Genomic DNA, 20,036 nt, shown 5'->3' on the forward strand with positions numbered 1-20,036 from the left:
TCAAACTCTCATAAAAAAGATTGATTCGTTCAGAATTAACACTTGGCTAATTCATCCCTTTTTACTGTTTTAAAGGATCGTAATCAATTCGTTATCTCCCTGCGAACAGTTCGATAACCCGTTGAATACTTTCGATCGTTCAAACAAAAATTTTATAAAACTTCATTTGAATTTTCGAGGATGTGTTTTACTGTTCAGTTGTCAATGTTCATTCTGTGTTACTTCTGTATTGTCTTGGATTTTTTGTTTTCCGCGACAACATAAAGTACTTTATCACGTTGTTTACCTTGCGTCAAGCGTTTTCTATCTTTTTCTCAATCTTTTTTTCAGCCCTTTTTCTCAACTTTTTTCAACTTTTTATTTTCTGGAATCCCGGATCAATCCTCTATCCCCAACGGAAGGTAATCTCCCCGGCTGACTCCTGCAGACGCTCCTGCTATGGAGGATGGCCCACAGAAATCCAGCTCTTTTCCCGCAAGGTCTGTAATTCGGCCTCCTGCTTCCGTCAGAATCACTGCTCCGGCTGCATAATCCCACAGCTGCAGGAGTGGTTCCACGAACAGACCGGTTCTTCCGGAAGCTACCATGCACAAATCCCAGGCTGCGCTTCCGCTTCTCCGCAGATCAACACATCTGTCAAGATAGAAGGATCCGACCTTCCAGACCTGATCCCGCAGATTTGGATAGTATGGAGCGGTCCCGAAGGAAACCAGGCTCATCGACAGCGGCTCGTTTGAGCTGTGAATAGTTTTTCCATTCTCAAAAGCACCGACACCCTCTGCGGCCGAAAACATCACTTCCTGCCAGGGATTGTATACAACCCCGATGAATGGTTTTCCATCCTTGAAAAGTCCGATCGATGTGACACTCGGGCCATAATTGTTCATGAAGTTTGAAGTGCCGTCTATAGGGTCTACTACAAAGGTAAATCCCTGCCGAAAGCTTTCATCAAAAGCATCCTTTCCGTTTTCTTCTCCTACAAAATGCGCCTCCGGCAATATGTCACCGAGCCGCCCGGTCAGAAACTCCTGTACTCTTTTGTCATATACGGTGACAAAATTTGCGTGACCGGCTTTGATTTTGTCCGGAGAAATCTCATCCTGGCCCTCATGTGCAGATCTCATAATTGCCCCTGCTTCCAGTGCAGCCTCTCTGATATCAGTCAGGATATGCTGTTTGTCTGCTATGCTCATTTCATTCACCTCAGATATTGTTCGTATTTAGATATTGTTCGTGTATGAATATTATTCCTATTTAGATATTGTTCGTCCTTATACATTTTTCGTATTTAAATATTATTCCTATTTATATATTGTTTGCCTTTCGATATTGTTCATATTTATTCCAGTTCGCTCAGAAACAGCTCGTAATAGTCGTCCTCGTACTGAAGAAGCGGGGAATTCTCCCCTCCCCCGTTTGTACTCCTGCGCATAGCGGCATATGAGTTTTCCCCATACTCCAGGAGATCCATCTCATACATTGGCAATCCCTGTTCTGTGCTGATTCTGCAGAAATCAGCAAGAGGTGTTTCGCTATTTCTTGTAGCCAGAAGTCTTTTACGCAGTCCATCATCTTTCAGTGCCTTTTTTCGCAGTAATTCCAGGGTCTCAGGTATGTCCATCTGATCTGACCTCCATTCAGCTGCTATTGATCTGTCCACCATAGAGCAGCTACTATTTGTCCACCATTCAGCATCTATTATTCTATCCAACATTCAGCAGCTACTATTCTGTCTACTATTCAGCAGCTATTATTCTGCCCTCAATTATTTCTGCAGCTAGGATTTCATCATACATTAACCAATATCCCTCAGATTCTTGTCCTGTGATATTCGTTTCCATCCAGATCCTTCCATATAAATGTATGATCTTCCAGGATCATATAACTGTGAGGAGAATCCTCTTTTGGGATGGACACGGAGCCGGGATTCAGATAAAGGTTATTGCTTCCGAATTGCTCCCATGCGGGGATATGGGTATGACCATGGAGCAGGATATCATTCTGACGGATCGGAGGGAGCTGGCTCCTGTTGAAACGATGACCATGCGTAGCATAAACAAGTCTCCTCCCCGCCATCAGGATGCAGTAATCTGCCATGATGGGAAACTCTAATACCATCTGATCCACTTCTGTATCACAGTTTCCACGCACGCAGAAGATATCATTTTTTCTCTCGTTCAAAAGCTTCAGGACTTTCTTGGGCGCATATTCTCTCGGAAGATCATTTCGCGGACCATGATACAAAATATCTCCGAGCAGCATCAGACGCTCCGCTTCTTCACGCTCAAACGCCTCCAGCATTTTCCCACAATAATATGCAGATCCATGAATATCAGAAGCTATCATTATTCTCATCGTTTTTCATCCTTAACGTTTTTTGTCCAGCGTGCTGCCTCTCGCAAGAAAATATATTTCCCTTATAACACACAAATTTACCTGCCGCAACAAATATATGCCGCTTGTGTCACACAAATCTACCTGCCGCAATAAATATATGCCGCTTGTGTCACGCAAATTCATCCGAATAAAAAATGTATACACGATACGCCCTGTGTCGCATAAATTAACTTGCCATAAGAAATATATACACCTTATACTGAAAATGTACAAGAAACGTTCCTGCTGTTGATTAAGCAAAAGCGGAAGATTTCTGCTGTCGTTTCATTAAAAGGATGAGCATCCCCGCTGTTGATTCATCAAAAGCAGAAAAAGCCTGCGCATTTCGGAAATGCCGGGGCTGAAACCCACAAGTATTATTCATAAATTACGAAAAGAAAGGAACCGCATGAAACTGGAACTAAAGGATCTGTATAAGAGTTTTGGCGAGCATCAGGTGCTGAAGGGAATCAGCCTGACTGCGCAAAGCGGTACTGCTGTTGGGCTATTGGGAAGAAATGGTGCCGGTAAGACGACCACCATACGTATTCTGATGAACGTATTTCCGGCAGACAGGGGTGAGATCCTGCTTGACGGAAAGCCGATCGACCACAATTCGGTGAAAATCGGCTACCTTCCGGAGGAGCGTGGCCTCTACCCGAAGAAAATCATTGCGGATCAGCTGCTGTACTTTGCGGAGCTCAAGGGAATGAAGCGAACAGATGCCCGCGCAGCGATTGACAGCTGGCTGAAACGCCTCGGGATGTCCGAATACAGCAACAAACGGCTGGACGCTCTCTCAAAGGGAAATCAGCAGAAGATCCAGCTCGTCACTGCTCTCGCGCATGATCCGGATATTCTGATTCTGGACGAGCCTTTTTCCGGTCTGGATCCGGTGAATGCGGAGCTTCTGAAGGAAGTAGTAAGAGACGAGATGAAGCGGGGAAAAATCATTCTTTTTTCCAGTCATCAGATGAATTACATCGAAGAGTTCTGCAGTGAAATTGCAATTCTGAATGGAGGTCACATTGTTCTCTCCGGAAATCTTCGGGAAATCCGGCACCAAATGGCAGGCAATGAACTGCTTGTCCGTTCTTCTATGCAGGAACAGATTCTCGAATATTACGGAGACCGGGCTGTTCTCACTGAGGATGGTGCCATCCGGATCAAGCTGAACGATACGGAGGATTGCCGCCGGGAGATGCAGCTTCTGACCACGAAATGGGATGTGAATGAAGTCCGGATATTTGAGCCCTCACTCAACGATATTTTTGTACAGACCACCAGAGATCAGATCTGAAGGGAGAATCTATGAGTCACATGAATCAGTTCAAGACAATTTTCCGGTTCGAGCTTGGAAATTATTTCAAAAACAAGGTTTTCGTCGGCACCACAATCGTCCTGATGATTCTGCTTTCCGTCATCATGTTTTTTCCGAAGATTTCCGGACTGGTTAAAGGCAATTCTGATAGCGAGGAACAGAAAGTCATGTTGCTCTCCTCCGGAGATCCCGCACTTACGCAGCAGGCGCAGGCAGCCTTCGAGAAAGCATTCCCGGATTATCAGATAACCATCACGGATCCGGACGTTGCTGATATTCGGGGCAAAATCAACGATGGGACCGCAGACTGCGGCTTTCTGCTTCAAGATGCACAGAACTACACATATTTTGTCAAAAATCTCTCCATGTATGATGCCAACCCGGAAATCGCCGACCAGATTCTCCGCGGAATCTCTGAAATAAAGGCAATGACCGAAGCCGGTCTTTCTCCGGAACGGGCCGGAAGCATTCTTGCGACAGAGGTGTCACACACGGTGGAGACGACCGGGAAGGATCAGTCTCAGAATTTCTTCTACACCTATATTATGATTTTTGCCCTGTATATGGTGATCCTTCTGTACGGACAGATGGTCAGCACTAGTGTTGCGACAGAGAAGAGCTCCCGCGCCATGGAACTTCTGGTCACCAGTGCCGACCCGGTAAAAATGATGTTCGGCAAGGTACTGGCAGCCTGTCTCGCGGGTCTTGTCCAGCTTCTTTGTGTCTTCGGAACCGCTTTCCTGCTCTTCAACCTTACCAGGAGTGACTGGGCGGATAATAAGATTGTGACCTCAATCTTTGATATTCCGCTTCATCTGCTGCTGTTTATGCTGGTATTTTTTATCCTTGGCTTCCTGATCTATGCCTTTCTGTACGGGGCGGTCGGATCGACGGTTTCGAAGCTCGAGGACATCAATACCGCTATCATGCCGATCACCTTCCTCTTCATCATTGCTTTTATCGTCGTAATGACCGCACTTGGAAGCGGAGAAGTGGACAATCTCCCGATGCTGGTGTGTTCCTTTATTCCGTTTACCTCTCCCATGGCCATGTTCACCAGAATCGCCATGAGTACAGTGCCTTCCTGGCAGATTACCATCTCCATTGCCATTCTCGCGGTTTCTGTATTCGGAACCGGTGTGCTCGCCGCCAGGATATACCGTGTTGGTGTTCTCCTGTATGGAACCACGCCGAAACCGGCAGAGGTACTTCGCATGATCTGGAAGGGACAATGATTACAAAAGGCGCCGCACATTCTCCTGAAGCACCGGAACGACCTGCTCCTCGAACCATGGATTTTTCCGCTGCCATCTGAAGTTCAGCGGGCTCGGATGTACAATCGGAAAATACTCCGGCAGATATTCCCGATAGGCAGCAACGGTCTCGGTCAGATTTTTCTTCTTGCGATCTTTCAGATAGTAATCGATAGAGTACCTGCCGATCAAAATCGTGAGTCCGACTTCCGGCATTAGCCGGAGAATATCTGAATGGTACTCCTCCGCAATAAATTTCCTGGGCGGCAGGTCTCCGGACCTGCCCTTCCCGGGGTAATAGAAATCCATCGGCATGATTGCGATCTTCGAAGAATAAAACGTCTCCCGGTCAATTCCCATCCACCGGATCAGTGTTTCTCCGGATTTGTCATTGAACGGTATGCCGGATTCCTCCACCTTCCGCCCCGGAGCCTGACCGATAATCAGAATCCTGGCATTGCTGCTCACCTGGAAGACAGGATGAATTCCCCGATCGGTGTACGAACGATTTCTCTCATCCGTTTCCAGTCTCTCTCTGATCTCCTCTATTGTCATTATCTCACACTTTCCGGGAATTTCTGCCATCGGCAGGGATTCTCTTTTTTACGCGAACAGTGAGCCGCAGCCGAATGCGAAGTATTCGTGTGCGGCGAGCGTCGCGATAGCGAGATAAAACTCGCGCAGCGTGTTTTATCTCGTTTATGTTTTCCATTGTTTTTCTCTAGTTTGGGGCATTCTGAGAAAAAATTCTGTAACATTGGATACGAACATCGAGCCATTTTCTGTATAAGTCCCCGCGTCACTTCGTGCTTATACCTGTTGCCTTCGAAATCGCATCCAGTCTCTTACGCGCGCTTCGCGTGCGACGAGACCTGTATGCGTTTTCGAAGGGCTCTTCACTATTTGTACTGTATAAGTCCCCCGCGTCACTTCGCTGCTTCGCAGCTTCCGTGCCGCTAACAGGAATGAGCATTCTCGCGGTGCTTCGCACCGCTACATGCTCATACCTGTTGTCGTCGCTAATGTTCTCGCCCACTGGTGAGCAAGCTCCCCGTGGGCCAAGAACATTGCGACTGGACTTATACAGAAAATTGTGAGTTGTAGAGATCGGCGTAGAATCCGTTGCGTGCGAGGAGTTCCTGATGGGTTCCCTGTTCTACGATATCTCCGTGGTTGAGTACCAGGATCCGGTCGGCGTTTCGGATTGTGGACAGTCTGTGTGCGATGACGAAGCTTGTTCTTCCCTTCATCAGCTGATCCATAGCGTTCTGAATGAGCTGCTCGGTTCTTGTATCTACGGAAGATGTCGCTTCATCCAGGATCAGGACGCTGCGGTCTGAAAGCATCGCCCGCGCAATGGTCAGAAGCTGTTTCTGGCCCTGTGACACATTTGTCGCGTCTTCGTTCAGCACCATGTCATATCCGCCGGGCAGTGTCCGGATAAAATGATCCACATGAGCGGCTTTTGCCGCCTCCTCGACCTCCTCATCCGTTGCGTCCTGCCGTCCGTAGCGGATATTTTCCCGGATAGTGCCGGAAAAGAGCCAGGTATCCTGCAGAACCATAGAGAAATTCTCTCGAAGCTGATGTCTGTCTATACTTCGGATGTCCTGTCCGTCCAGCCGGATTGTTCCGCTGTTCACATCGTAGAAACGCATCAGAAGCTTTACGATGGTTGTTTTTCCTGCTCCTGTCGGCCCGACAATGGCGATCTTCTGTCCCGGATCCACATGGCAGGAAAAATCTTTGATGACAATCTGATCCGGATCATAGCCGAAACGAACATGCTCGAAATCAACCTCTCCGGATACAGCCTGCTGTCCGGCAGGAACCGCGTCCGCCTCTTCCGGAAGCGCCGCCCGGGACTCCTGGGATTCCTCTTCTTCCTCCAGAAATTCGAAGACACGTTCCGCCGCCGCTGTCATGGACTGCACCTGGTTCATAACCTGAGCCATTTGTGCCAGCGGCTGCTTGATATTGCTTACATATTGAATAAACGCCTGAATATCACCGACGCCGATCACGCCGCGGATCGCGAGGAGTCCTCCGGAAATCGCGACACCGGCATACCCGAGATAGCTGATAAAATTCATAACCGGCATCATCGCTCCGGATATAAACTGTGACTTCCACGCTGAATCATACAGATCGCTGTTTGTGCTGTTGAAATCACCCATAACGATCTTCTCTCTGTTGAATGCCTTGATCACCAGCTGACCGGAGAAATCCTCTTCAATCTGTCCGTTGATGATTCCGAGAGAATCCTGCTGCCGGATAAAATATTTCTGTGATTTTTTTACAATGAAGGCAACCAGGGCTCCGGACACCGGAATGACGACGACCGCGATCAATGTCATCAGCGGGGAAATTGTCAGCATCATCACCACAACACCGACGATCGTAGCAACAGACGATATGATCATCGTAATGCTTTGGTTCAGACCGGTTCCAAGCGTATCTACGTCATTTGTAATTCTCGAGAGTACATCTCCGTATGGCCTGCTTTCAAAATATTTCATCGGCATACGGTCAATCTTTTCAGAGATTTCACGGCGCATGCGATAGGCAACCTTCTGGCTGACTGACGTCATGATCCATCCCTGAATAAAGCTGAATCCGGCAGATGCGAGATACAGGGCAAGTGTAAAGATCAGAATTCTTCCGATCTTTTCAAAATCGATTCCGCCGGTTCCCTGGATTTTACGCATCAGTCCTTCCGCCAGCTCGGTTGTCGCATTTCCCATGATCTTCGGTCCAAGGACATTGAAGATCGTCGAAAGTACCGCAACAATCATGACAAGGATAACCGCAATCCGGTAGCGCCCGATGTAACGCATCAGCTTTCCAAAGGATGCCTTGAAATTCTTCGGTTTTTCTGCAACCTGGTTACGACCGGGGCCGTGTCCGATTGGCCTGGACATTTTCTGTTTTTTGCGATACTCTTCCAGCTGCTTATCCCGCGCCCGCTTCTCCGCATCTGCGTTCATCTCTTCCTGCTGTTTCTGATTTTTCCCGAATCCCCGCAGATTCTGATTTTTGTTATTTTGCATGGCGCGTCCCCTCCAGTTCCTTCTGTGAAAGCTGTGAAGCAGCGATCTGTCTGTAAACCTCGCAATTGTCCAGCAGCTCATCATGTGTACCGAGTCCTGCCACTTTTCCCTCATCCAGAACAAGGATCTGATCTGCATTCAGAATCGTGCTGACTCTCTGTGCGACAATGATTTTTGTCGCATCCTTTTCTTCCCGTGACAGCTCCTCTCTGAGCTTCGCATCTGTTTTCATATCAAGAGCGGAAAAGCTGTCATCAAAAACGAGCGCCAGAGGCTTCTTCGCGATCGCCCGCGCAATCGAGAGCCGCTGCTTCTGCCCTCCCGATACATTGCTTCCGCCCTGTGATATGAAGCTGTTATAGGCATCTTCTTTTTCCTCGATAAAGTCGTCAGCCTGAGCGATCTTCGCGGCGCGTCTGACCTCTTCGTCCGATGCATCCGGGCGTCCGAAACGGATGTTGGAGGCAATCGTCCCGGAGAACAGGGTTCCCTTCTGCGGCACAAATCCGATCTCTTCCCGCAGTTCATGAAGATTCATGGAACGGATATCAACCCCGTCTATCGTGACAGATCCGCCTGTTACATCATAGAACCGCGGAATCAGATTCACGAGCGTACTCTTTCCCGAACCGGTACTTCCGATGATTGCCGTAGTTTTTCCCGGCTCCGCCGTGAAGGAAATATCCGTCAGGGCATCCAGCTCCGAGCCGGGATAGCGGAAGCTTACATGATCAAATCGGATCACGCCCTTTTTGCTCTCCGGCTTCTCCTCATGTTCCGGGTTCACGATAGAAGGTTTTGTGGCAATTACTTCATGAATCCGGTCCGCCGCTACGCCTGCCCTCGGAAGTATGATGGACATCGCAGTCAGTATCATAAAGGAGGATATGATAATCATCGCATAGGTGATAAAGGATGTCATGGCTCCGACCTGAAGCGTGCCGGCATCCACACGATGCGCAGCGACCCAGGTGATCAGTACGCTGAGCCCGCTCATCACAAACATCATGGACGGCATCATAAAGGTCATCACACGGTTTGTGAACAGCTGCGTACGCATCAGATCGATATTGGCCTCGTCAAACCGTTCCTCCTCTGTTTTTTCTCTTCCGAATGCCCGTACAACCATGAGCCCCGTCAGGATCTCCCTGGACACCAGATTCAGACGGTCAATCAGTTTCTGCATAATTTTGAATTTCGGCATGGCAAGCATGACCAGAACAAGGATGATTCCCACGATGACCGCAATTCCAAGCGCAATCACCCAGCTCATCTTCGCATGAGACTGGTAAACCTTTACGACACCCCATACCGCAAGTACGGGCGCGTACAGAACCATACGAAGCAGCATGGTCGTCACCATCTGCACCTGCTGCACATCATTTGTCGCCCTGGTGATAAGAGATGATGTCTGGAATTTTTCCATCTCTGCGCTGGAATATCCGATGACGTTGTGGAACACCTGATACCGCAGATCCCGGCCGACCCCTGCACCGACCCTTGAAGCGAAAAAGGAGACCGCAATCGCGGCAAGTCCCATCAAAAGCGCGATCAGCATCATTTTCCCTCCGCTGATCCAGAGATAGTGCTTCTGCTGGCTGTTCACATCCACACCGGCTTTCTGATCCGCATCTGCCGCATAGCGGATCGCCATGGCTTTCATTGTCTGTTCACCTGTTTTGCTGATGGCACTGCTAATCTCCTCTCTCATCCCGGAAATCTGATCGTCTGTCATCTGTCCGCTTTCTATCATCTGACGGATTGCTGGTCTCACATCAACATATGTGGCTTTCCTGCCATTCTCATCCTTCGCCTCGAAGATATGTACATCCAGATGAAATGCCTTGGCGAGCTCTTCCGCAGACATAGAATCGATCTGACTCTCCGCGGCAGCCATCGCATCCGCAGCGTTCGCCTGTCCATTCGCGCCGGCCATCGCATCCGTACCGTTCGCCTGTCCATTTGCGCCGGTCATCGCATCAGTGCCCGTCACCTGGCTATTCACGCCGGCCATCGCATCCGCACCGTTCGCCTGTCCATTTGCGCCGGTCATCGCATCCTTCTGCCCTGCAGTCACGGGTGCCGACTCAGCCTGTTTTTTAACCATATCACGGAAAGCTTCCTCACTCATATGCCCAAGCTGATAAGCCATGACCACGGGAGTCAGAAGGTCCTTATCAAGCTTCTTCCACTCCTCTTTTCCGAGATCTCTGATCGTATAGTTCTCTCCGTCCTCAACATACGATGCCTGCCACTCCTTCCGCTGATCCCCGTCCATGAAAATCTGCGCCTCGTCGTATTCGTCCGCCGTGATTCTGGCGGGAAGAATGTGCTCAATTCCCTTATTCTGGATTCCGACATCGATAATATTCTGCGTGTACTGCGGCATAGACATCTCGCAAAAGCCCTGAACAATCAGCAGCACAGCAAGAATCAGCACCGATTTCCAGTACTTCTTCAGATTTCCGAAAATATGTCTCATGAATTCTCCCTTTCCGTTTTCCAGTCAGATTTTGAAAAAACCGATTCCGTCTGTGCGTACAGCTCATTCAGCAGACAGCAGAGCATCCGGACTTTTTCTTCTCCCATACCCTCAATAATTTCATGAAGAGCTTTCTCAATTGAACGGATATTTTTCTGTATCTCGCTCATACCTCTGTCGGTGAAGGAAACCAGTGTTGTGCGTCTGTCATTCGGATCCAGACTCCGTCTTAGGATTTCTTCTTCTTCAAGGCCCTTCAGGATGCGCGATACACCGGGCGCCGGCATTCCTATTCGTGAAACAATATCACTCACACGCACCTTGTGATCCTCTCTGCTGTTATAAATCTGCCACGCTGTTCCCACGACGATGATTTTGCCCCTGCTGATTCCTGAAAAACAGAAAACGGGGCGCATCTTATGAAACTGATGCATGGCGTTAATCAGTTCCTCCTCCAGCTGATCCATCCTTTACTCCTTTCCTCGAATACGGCTGTACAGCCTTCAATCCCTGCTGCTTACATACAATGCTTTATATCCGGTTATGATCTGTAAGCGCTCTGCATGAACTGTTCCAACCCAGAAACAGCCATAAACTGTGAAAGCGCCATTATCCGCGGTACTCTGTATGAAACAATGCTCATCTGAAAGCAAGTGCATGTATGAAACAGATAAATAGTTGGCCGGTGCAATTATTGGCAATGATAATATTTATCTGTGATAATTATTAACACTGTTAACTAAGTAGCAAAGCATATTTTACTCTTCTATCTCATGACCGTCAACCACTTCATGAACGAGATAAAACACGCTGCGCGAGTTTTATCTCGCTATCGCGACGCTTGCCGCACACGAATACTTCGCATTCGGCTGCGGCTCACTGTTCGCGTAAAAAAACTCCATGACCGGTGCCTTCAGGCCTGCCTGTCATGGAGTTCTATTTCTTCTTTCTGATGCGTATCATTTCCGGAGCCGCCATTCGGACGGCATCTCCTGCCTCAGGACGCCAGAAGATATCAGCTGTTTACTACGTTGTAATCCTCGATAGCCTTGTTGATGCTGTCCGCAATGCTCTTTGTTGCTTCTGCCGGATCCTGATTCGTATTCAGCATGTTCTCGATTCCGGATTCTACATCCTGTCTTGCCTCCGGGAAGACGCTCATCAGAGCACCTGCGTACTCAGGCTTGGAATCATGCAGCTGATCGATAGCTGTCTGGAACTGCGGATATTTTGCGATATTATCCTTGAATGCCTGCTCGTCATGCGCAGCTGTTGTAACCGGGAAGTAACCGGTCTGTGCTGCCCAGTATGCCTGGCTCTCCGGAGAAACAAGGAATTTTACGAATTTCCATACTGCCTGCTGCTTCGCCTTGTCACCGTTATCAAGTGCCCACAGAGAAGCGCCACCGATGGAAACGCCGCCCTGATCATCGTCACTTACCTTCGGGAAGTAAGCGGTTCCTACCTCAAACTTGCCGTTTACATCCTGCAGAATCTGCGCAAGAGAAGCGGTAGATCCGAGAGTGATCGCGCTCTTTCCGGCTGTGAAATCAGCAAGACCGGAATCTCCGCCGCGTCCTACGTTCGGTGCGGTGCCGTCATCATACATCTTCTTCCACTGGGAGAGAATCTTCTCACCGGCGCCGTTGCTGTCAAATTCAACCTTTGTCGCAGCCTCGGTACGTCCGTTATCGTTGTCTACATAATTTGCGCCCTGCTTGCAGAGGAACTGCTCGAAGAACCATCCATAGATTCCCATGGACATTGCCTCACCGGCTCCGCCCTTCTGTACCAGATCGTTTGCGATCGCGTCGATCTTCGGAAGAGAATCCGGGATGTCTGTGATGCCAGCCTTCTCGAACATATCCTTATTGTAGTACATGATCGGGGTAGAGGAGTTAAATGGCATGGAATAAAGCTTGTTGTCTACCGTATAGTAAGCCGCGATATTCGGCTCCAGCTGAGACTCATCCCATCCGTCCTCATCAATCAGATCCTGCATCGGAACAACCCATCCGGAATCAATCATGAAACGGGTTCCGATCTCATATACCTGAACAAGGTCCGCACCCATGTTTCCGATCTGCGCGCTCTTCAGCTTATTGATGGTATCATCGTATTCACCCTGATACTCTGCGTCTACATAGATATTATCTTTGTTTTCTTTATTGTACTGATCTACCAGATGTGTAAGCGCATCTCCGTTTACACCGCCCATGGAATGCCAGAAGGTGATGGTCGTCTTGCCGGAAGAGCTTGCTGTGCTTCCGTCTGCTGCCGCAGATGACGCAGAATCTGCAGCAGCCGTCGTGGTCTGTTCCGCGGTATCTGTACTTGCTGCCTGCTCTGTGCTCTCCTGCGATGCGGCGGAAGACTCAGAAGAAGAGCTTCCGGTACTGGATCCGCATGCGCCGAATACCATAGTTGCCGCGAGTGTAGCGGCAGTTAGTGTCAGTAACCTTTTTTTCATATTTCCCTCCTAATGTAAAAAAATGAGTGATATATGTCATCCGTCGTTTCCGGCGGTTATGACCCTTGAAAAAGCAGATGAAGAATCAGCGGTCAGCCTTTTACTGCTCCGGAGAACATACCGCGGATCAGCTGCTTCTGTCCGATAATAAAGATTGAAATCGACGGCAGAATAATCATGACAACGCCGGCGATCATCATCGTGATCGACTGGGAATCTACGCTGTTCAGCATGCTCAGTCCGATCTGAACCGTTCTCATGGACTCATCTCCGGTTACAAGCAGCGGCCACATATACATATTCCATGCGTTGATGAAGGTATATACCGCCATTGCTCCGATTGCCGCCTTTGTCAGGGGAAGCAGAATCCGGAAGATGAAGCGCAGGTTGGAACAGCCGTCAATTTTTGCCGCCTCATACACTGAAATCGGAAAAGACTGATAAAACTGCCGGAAGAGGAAGATGCCCATCGCACTTGTCAGATAAGGTATGATCAAAACCCGGTACGTATTCAGCCATCCCCATTGTCCAACGGTCAGATAGTTGGAGATGATTGTTGCCTCCCCCGGCACCATCATCGTTGCCATAACGAGCATGAACAGGATTTTCTTTCCCTTAAATTCCAGAAAGGAGAAAGAAAATGCAGCAAGGGAACAGGAAATGATCTGTCCGAGCGTGATCAGGCCCGCTACGAGGAACGAATTTATGATGAACCGGATCAGAGGAATTTTGCTGAGTGCCTGATGGAAATTCTCAAGTGTCGGATGTTTCGGAATCAGATTCAGATTCATGGTATAAAGATCCGACGAAGGCATAAACGCGATACTTACCGCGTAGAGCAGCGGAAGCAGAATGATAAATGCCACGACGATGTTGATCATCAGCCGTGCTGCTTTCCTCCCCTTCTTAACCCGGATTGCTTTTTTGTTTAATCTGATACTTTCCTCCCGCATCGCCTCAATTTCCTGCGGCGAAAGCGAAATGCATCCATCTGTATTGTTCAACGTGTTTTACCTCCTTTTTTCTCTGCGCGGAACATCAGCAGAGTAAGTACCATGATGATGAGAAAGAGTACAACCGATTCCGCAGCCGCGCTCCCGAAGCGGAAATTGAAAAAAGCATCCCGGTAGATCGAATAGACAATCAGGTTGGTTGATTCTCCGGGTCCGCCCTGCGTCAGGATCTTTACCTGACCGAAGGACTGAAAGGCCTGAATGATATTCACGACGATTGTGTAGAACATGATCGGCCGAAGTCCGGGAAGTGTCAGCTGGAAAAACTGCCGCACCGGACCCGCGCCATCGATCGATGCTCTCTCATATATCTCCTCATCGATATTGGCAAGTCCCGCGCTGAAATACAGAAAATTGATTCCGCTGTTCAGCCAGGCTGTCAGCACTGCCACGCACACGAGAGCGTATCTCGGATCATTCAGCCAGTTGATGTTCGTGTGCGCGAGCTTATTGACAATACCGATGGTAGGGTCAAGCATAATCCGGAAGATCAGAGCTGCCGAGCTCGATGCAATGGACATCGGAAGCGCATATGCTGTTGAGAAGAACCGTATGCCCGGAAATGTCTTGTTGCAAAGCACCGCGCCGATCAGTCCCAGCAGCATTCCTCCGATCACAACGATCACGACAAAGACTGCGGTTACTGACAGCGAATTCGCGAAGCTGGCGCTGGTAAGCAGATCCTTGTAATTTCCAAACCCGACAAAGAGCTTTGCCTGTCCCAGCTTATTTGTCTTGTAAAGGCTCAGGTAAATCGTCTTTACAAAAGGGTAGAAAAGGAAAATTCCAAATATGATTGCGGAGGGAATCAGATAACCGTACGGCCCCGCCTTTTTCTTTAACTGTCCGGTTCCTGTCATTGTTCAGCACCTCCGTTTTCCTGTATCTTCTGTGCAGCCTGTATCTTCTCCGTAGCCCGTATCTTCTGCGTAACCTGTATCTTTTGTGTATCCTGTATTTTCTGTGTATCCTGTATTTTCTGTGTATCCTGTATACAGCACGTATGCTGTTTCTTCTTCATCGTCACTGTTTACTCCTTCCGCTTATCCCAGCAGAAATTCTTCGATCGACTCTCCCGTTCCCTTGTCGAACAGGTGCATCTTCTCCGGATCGATGTAGAGCTTCATCTGTCTGTCTCTGCGCTTCGGATTATAGCTCTCAAGCTTCACGGTTGTACTCTGACTGCCCGCAAACCCGTGCAGATAAAAATGAGAGCCGAGGTTTTCTATCATCTCAATTTCAAACGGGATTGCATAAGAAGGTTCTCCCTCCGTCATCAGATCTTCCGGTCGAATTCCGATCTCCACCTTGGTACCTTCTGTCAATCCTTCCATCAGGCTGCGATGAAATCTCAGCGGAAGAGGAATCCTGAAGTCTCCGGTATTCAGAAATGCCAGCCCCGCTTCCATTTCCACGGAGGCATTCAGGAAGTTCATCTGCGGCAGTCCCAGAAAACCTGCGACGAACCGGTTCACCGGCTTCTCATATATCTGTTTCGGTGTTCCTGCCTGCTGCACCATTCCATCCCTCATGACAACAATTTTCGTCGCGAGGGTCATTGCCTCTACCTGATCATGGGTGACATAGATAACGGTAGAACCGAGCTTATCGTATATTTTTTTCAAATCGACACGCATCTGCGTCCGGAGCTTTGCGTCCAGGTTGGACAGGGGCTCATCAAACAGATAAGCATCTGCATCCCGGACAATTGCACTTCCGATTGCCACACGCTGCATCTGTCCTCCGGACAGCTGCGCAGGTTTTCGGTCCAGAAGACTCCTGATCTCAAGCATCGCGGATGCCTTCTGAATTCTGCGCTCAATCTCTGTCTTATCCACCTTATGAGCCTTGAGCCCGAATGCCAGATTCTGATATACCGTCATGTTCGGATAGAGCGCATAGTTCTGAAAAACCATCGCCAAATTTCTCTTTCCGGGATCCACACTGTTCATAAGCCGGTTTCCAATCCAGAGCTCTCCCTCGGAGATATCCTCCATTCCGGCGATCATGCGAAGCATCGTGGATTTTCCACAGCCGGAAGGGCCGACAAATACAATGAATTCGTGGTCTCCGATCTCCAGATTAAAATCCTTGACCGCCTGGAACCCGTTGCGGTAGGTTTTCGAAATGTGAGATAATGTAATTCCTGCCATTTTTAATTCTCTTGCTTTCTTGAATAATTTTAATTTTTTTGTTCTTTTCCATTTTATTCGTGCCTCGTTAATTCCGTTATCCTGTGCAGGTAAAGATAAAGTAAAAAAATCAGCCCCGTCGCCTGTATGTGTAAACATAGAAAAACCCTGTGGATTCCTCACATTACAGAATCCACAGGGTTTGCCTTTGCCTTTTGGCTTGTTGTATGACCCGCCGTCCCGATACTCCGGGTCATTTTTAGATTAAGATTATGTAAATGATTTTTCAGTGAAACAAAATAGCAGAAAGCGACTTGAGAAAAAAGTTCAACGCCTTCTGTCTGATTTTTCACAAAACCAGCTCAGGCAGAACCATCCCGGAGATTATCTCCTTCTATACTGAATCATGTAAAACCATCCCCGGGAATATCTCCCTCTATGCCGATCAGCCGGTCCATAGAAATCACTTCCCCGGAGCGCATCACAATCCGCTGATGCTGCGCATCAATTTTTTCCAGAGATCCGCTTACGGTGTGATACGCTCCTCCTTTTTTCCGCAAATCCGGCACAAAATAAGTAATCGTAACCTCCGGCCTGCGGTCAAGAATCTGCTCCAGAATCTGCAGTTTCCGGTTCAGAATCGTGATCTCGCTCTCGGAAAGTGCAACTCTGTCATCCGTCTGTCTGCCGGTCTCCTCGATCGCCTCGTCATATCCGGTGAGTGCAGCGAAGGGCGCAAATTGCGCCGCACGCTGAATCAGTGGCATTGGCACATGATATCGCGAAACCGGGTGCGGCAGATTAACGATGTCCTCATAAGGGAACGAACTTCTCTCTTTTCCCACTGCAGATCCCGATTTCATTCTATTCTGCACTTCAGGCTCCTCTTTCTCATTGTTCATGCCTTGTGCCCTCCAATCTGCTTTGCCCGATCCAACCCGGTCGCGCCATCCCGGAGATTCAGCCCGCGGATAACCGCGTCACTTCCGAACCGCTCACGGATCGAGAGCATAGCCTCCTGCATGCGTCGCTCTTTTTCATGCTCTCTTTTATCTTCTTCTTTCTTCGCTTCAAGCGCATGGTAATCCGTAAAAAGGTCCATCTGTTCGTAGCTTGTATCCGGCACCTCGTCCTCCGGAATTACATGTTCCAGGAAAATTGTGATCCGACGGATCAGAAGAGACGGATCAACCGTCCGACGGTAAATTTCCATCACTGCGCGCGTAATTTCCTGTCCCGAGGAAGTTGCGCCGGAAAGTTTCGCAGAACCATGTGCATGCTTCGGGATTCTTCTCCCATAGTGATCACTGGTGACCGCGCCACGGTATTTCTTCCGAATCTCCGAATCTTCCAGACTTTCCTTATCATATCCGATTGTCAGCGTAACCTGGTCGCTTACCATCCTTTTGCTGACCAGATCCAGCGCCATAACGTCCGCCATTTCCTGTACCACAACCGCAGCCTTCTCAAAGCTGTAAGGTGACATCAGCACCTGTCCGGAACTGACGGAATTACTTTCCGGTCTGTATTTTTTGATCATATCTATGGTACACGGCTCGTATCCCCAGGCATGGTCGATCAGAAGCTCCGCGTTGACGCCGAAAAGCTTATACAGCAATTCCTCATTGCAGAGATCATTTGCTCCGCCGATCGAACAGCGGGCAACATCTCCCATCGTGTACATGCCGAATTCTTCAAGCTTCTTCGCATAGCCCCTGCCAACTCTCCAGAAATCGGTAAGCGGCCGGTGCGTCCAGAGCTGTCTGCGGTAGCTCATCTCATCCAGCTCCGCAATCCGCACGCCGTCCGCGTCAGCTTCCGCGTGCTTCGCGACGATATCCATCGCAATCTTCGCCAGATAAAGGTTGGTCCCGATGCCTGCCGTTGCCGTAATACCGGTCTCCTTCAGCACATCACGAATCATCGTGATTGCGAGCTCATGTGCCGTCATTCCGTAAGTTTTAAGATAATCCGTCGCATCGATGAAGACCTCGTCGATCGAATATACGTGAATATCTTCCGGCGCAATGTATTTCAGATAGATCTGATAAATCCGTGTGCTGTACTTTATATAATACGCCATCCGGGGAACGGCCGCGATATAAGACACTTCCAGAGCCAGGTTCTGCTTCAGCTCCTCCGCATCAGACGATGCCCCGGAAAAAACATTTCCCGGCGCTCTCCGGAGTCTCTCCCGGTTTATCTCACCGACCCGCTGAACAACTTCAAAAAGCCGGGCACGCCCTGGAATTCCATATGCCTTCAGCGCAGGAGAGACCGCAAGGCAGATTGTCTTCTCTGTGCGTGACACATCGGCAACCACCAGATTCGTTGTGAGCGGATCAAGTCCACGCTCCTGACATTCCACTGATGCGTAAAAGGATTTTAAATCGATCGCAATATAAGTACGCCCCACTATCGTTCACCCTGCCTCCGATATCTTCGGCACATTCTGAATATACACCCGGATATTTACCGTATCCGTCTCTATTACCTTTACATCTGACCGCTTACCGGAAAATGCATCAGTATCCTCTTTCTTTGCTGACACCATAGACCAGCGCTTTTCCGCTCAGATAATTCTCCAGATCTTCACAGAACATTTCCACACTCTTTTCGCGCGTATAATCCAGTGTCATCTGACCGGCGCAATGCGGTGTCAGCAGGATATTTTTCGCAGTGCGCAGCGGGCTGTCTGCCGGCACAGGTTCCGTCTGCATGACATCCAGCGCTGCTCCGGCTAGTCTTCCCTCGTTCAAAGCATCTGTGAGTGCTTTCTCATCAATTGCGCTTCCTCTCCCCACATTGACCACAAAAGCATTTTCCGGAAGAAGCGCGATTCTGTCTCTGTTCAAAATTCCAATTGTCTCCGGGGTCTCCGGAAGGCTCATGACGAGAAGGTCTGTCTGCGGAAGCACAGAATCCAGCTCTGTCACCCGAAGGACCTTATCATATTCCTTTAATTGTCTTCCACTGCGACTTACCCCGATAACCGATTTGGGATCAAAGCTCCTCACACGCTTAGCAAAGGTGCTTCCGATATCACCGGTTCCGAGAGTGGTAATCCGGCTTCCGCACAGAGAATACATCGGAATGTCGTGGCGCCATTCTCGCACTGCGGTATTCTTCATTATATTCTCATAAGCCTCAAACCGGCGCATCAGAATCAACGCTGTCATAATGATGTGTTCGGAGATGGAGACCCCATATGCCCCCGAAGAATTGGACAGCAAGCAGGTGCTGTTTGGAAGAACGCCCTCCTGGAGATAATGATTCACTCCTGCCCAGCAGGTACAAAACCACTTCAGATTCCCGGCCGCATGCAACGGTCCCGGATCCGCCCCGAACATGACGTCCGCACTCTTTGCCTCCTCTTCAGCCTCCCGCGGATCCGTAACAAAAATGGTCTCGCAGCCATGTCTGTTCGCGATTGCCCGGATTTTCCGCTTTTGCTCCTCTGTTATTTTCCAGTATACAAGAATCCTGCAGCCCATGATCAATACCTCCAACTGTATGTTTTCATCATTTCCATTCTGATGTATCTTTTCATTATTTTCATTCTGATTTGTCTTTTGGTATTAGTCTAATACCTCTGACGTTTTCTGGCAAACCCAACGAGATAAAACACGCTGCGCGAGTTTTATCTCGCTATCGCGACGCTCGCCGCACACGAATACTTCGCATTCGGCTGCGGCTCACTGTTCGCGTAAAAAAAACCGATCATCTGCAATAACAAATGATCGGCGGAATATCTTTATAGATTTTAATACATACCTTCAAAACTGAACACACAAACTCTTCCCGGGAATCCGTCTCCGGATCCCCTCCTTCCGTTCCAACTTATGCTTCAGGTCAAACCCTCGACCGATTAGTAACAGTCAGCTCCATGCCTTACGGCACTTCCACCTCTGCCCTATCAACCTTATCGTCTTTAAGGGG

Annotated in this window: 16 protein-coding genes and 1 rRNA gene; 2 read left to right on the forward strand and 15 right to left on the reverse strand. The window is 48.9% G+C overall.

The genetic code is table 11. The features are described 5' to 3' along the window. Positions 1–377: 377 nt before the first annotated feature. The 3 genes from ACTQZS_RS14210 to yfcE all read right to left on the reverse strand — a co-directional run bounded on the left by ACTQZS_RS14210 (position 378) and on the right by yfcE (position 2,355). Positions 378–1,193 carry an inositol monophosphatase family protein gene (locus ACTQZS_RS14210; RefSeq protein WP_441476391.1) on the reverse strand — a complete coding sequence of 272 codons (816 nt, stop codon included), beginning with the start codon at positions 1,191–1,193 and terminating at the stop codon, positions 378–380. Positions 1,194–1,339: 146 nt separating this feature from the next. Further along, positions 1,340–1,621 (reverse strand): hypothetical protein, encoded by a 282-nt coding sequence (locus tag ACTQZS_RS14215; protein ID WP_441476392.1) that lies wholly within the window; start codon positions 1,619–1,621, stop codon positions 1,340–1,342. Between the two features lie 188 nt (positions 1,622–1,809). After that, on the reverse strand, positions 1,810–2,355 hold the full coding sequence (yfcE, locus tag ACTQZS_RS14220) for a phosphodiesterase (protein WP_441476393.1): 546 nt from the start codon (positions 2,353–2,355) through the stop codon (positions 1,810–1,812). A 430-nt stretch (positions 2,356–2,785) separates the two neighbouring features. On the opposite strand from yfcE, the gene ACTQZS_RS14225 reads away from it, so the two are divergent. Further along, positions 2,786–3,676: an ABC transporter ATP-binding protein gene (locus tag ACTQZS_RS14225; protein ID WP_441476394.1), complete on the forward strand. Its 891-nt coding sequence runs from the start codon at positions 2,786–2,788 to the stop codon at positions 3,674–3,676. An 11-nt stretch (positions 3,677–3,687) separates the two neighbouring features. Beyond that, on the forward strand, positions 3,688–4,932 hold the full coding sequence (locus ACTQZS_RS14230; protein ID WP_441476395.1) for an ABC transporter permease: 1,245 nt from the start codon (positions 3,688–3,690) through the stop codon (positions 4,930–4,932). On the opposite strand, the gene ACTQZS_RS14235 is transcribed toward ACTQZS_RS14230, so the two are convergent. The 12 genes from ACTQZS_RS14235 to ACTQZS_RS14290 form a co-directional block, all read right to left on the reverse strand. Next, entirely contained in the window at positions 4,933–5,535 is a 603-nt protein-coding gene (locus tag ACTQZS_RS14235; RefSeq protein WP_441476396.1) for a uracil-DNA glycosylase family protein, read from the reverse strand. It abuts the gene before it with no gap. A gap of 494 nt (positions 5,536–6,029) precedes the next feature. Next, entirely contained in the window at positions 6,030–7,871 is a 1,842-nt protein-coding gene (locus ACTQZS_RS14240; protein ID WP_441476404.1) for an ABC transporter ATP-binding protein, read from the reverse strand. A gap of 118 nt (positions 7,872–7,989) precedes the next feature. Next, the gene (locus tag ACTQZS_RS14245; RefSeq protein WP_441476397.1) at positions 7,990–10,482 is read right to left on the reverse strand and encodes an ABC transporter transmembrane domain-containing protein; all 2,493 of its coding nucleotides are present in this window, start codon (positions 10,480–10,482) and stop codon (positions 7,990–7,992) included. Beyond that, positions 10,479–10,949 carry a MarR family winged helix-turn-helix transcriptional regulator gene (locus tag ACTQZS_RS14250; RefSeq protein ID WP_441476398.1) on the reverse strand — a complete coding sequence of 157 codons (471 nt, stop codon included), beginning with the start codon at positions 10,947–10,949 and terminating at the stop codon, positions 10,479–10,481. The genes ACTQZS_RS14245 and ACTQZS_RS14250 overlap by 4 nt, the downstream gene beginning before the upstream one ends. 548 nt (positions 10,950–11,497) lie before the next feature. Beyond that, complete coding sequence (locus ACTQZS_RS14255) at positions 11,498–12,952, reverse strand: ABC transporter substrate-binding protein (RefSeq protein WP_441476399.1); 1,455 nt, start codon at positions 12,950–12,952, stop codon at positions 11,498–11,500. Between the two features lie 92 nt (positions 12,953–13,044). Continuing rightward, the gene (locus ACTQZS_RS14260) at positions 13,045–13,905 is read right to left on the reverse strand and encodes a carbohydrate ABC transporter permease (protein ID WP_441476405.1); all 861 of its coding nucleotides are present in this window, start codon (positions 13,903–13,905) and stop codon (positions 13,045–13,047) included. A 47-nt stretch (positions 13,906–13,952) separates the two neighbouring features. Beyond that, entirely contained in the window at positions 13,953–14,825 is an 873-nt protein-coding gene (locus tag ACTQZS_RS14265) for a carbohydrate ABC transporter permease (protein ID WP_441476400.1), read from the reverse strand. 183 nt (positions 14,826–15,008) lie between these two features. Then, a complete protein-coding gene (locus ACTQZS_RS14270; RefSeq protein ID WP_441476401.1) occupies positions 15,009–16,118 on the reverse strand; it encodes an ABC transporter ATP-binding protein in 1,110 nt (369 codons plus the stop codon). Positions 16,119–16,501: 383 nt separating this feature from the next. Next, positions 16,502–16,999: a hypothetical protein gene (locus ACTQZS_RS14275; RefSeq protein ID WP_441476402.1), complete on the reverse strand. Its 498-nt coding sequence runs from the start codon at positions 16,997–16,999 to the stop codon at positions 16,502–16,504. After that, the gene (locus ACTQZS_RS14280) at positions 16,996–18,516 is read right to left on the reverse strand and encodes a Y-family DNA polymerase (protein ID WP_441476406.1); all 1,521 of its coding nucleotides are present in this window, start codon (positions 18,514–18,516) and stop codon (positions 16,996–16,998) included. Before ACTQZS_RS14280 ends, ACTQZS_RS14275 begins: the two co-directional genes overlap by 4 nt. 106 nt (positions 18,517–18,622) lie before the next feature. Then, the gene (locus tag ACTQZS_RS14285) at positions 18,623–19,591 is read right to left on the reverse strand and encodes a D-2-hydroxyacid dehydrogenase (protein WP_441476403.1); all 969 of its coding nucleotides are present in this window, start codon (positions 19,589–19,591) and stop codon (positions 18,623–18,625) included. Positions 19,592–19,945: 354 nt separating this feature from the next. Further along, positions 19,946–20,036 (reverse strand): 23S ribosomal RNA (locus ACTQZS_RS14290); the annotation flags it as partial.

This window comes from Bilifractor sp. LCP19S3_H10 (assembly GCF_052119185.1).
GTDB lineage: Bacteria > Bacillota > Clostridia > Lachnospirales > Lachnospiraceae > Bilifractor.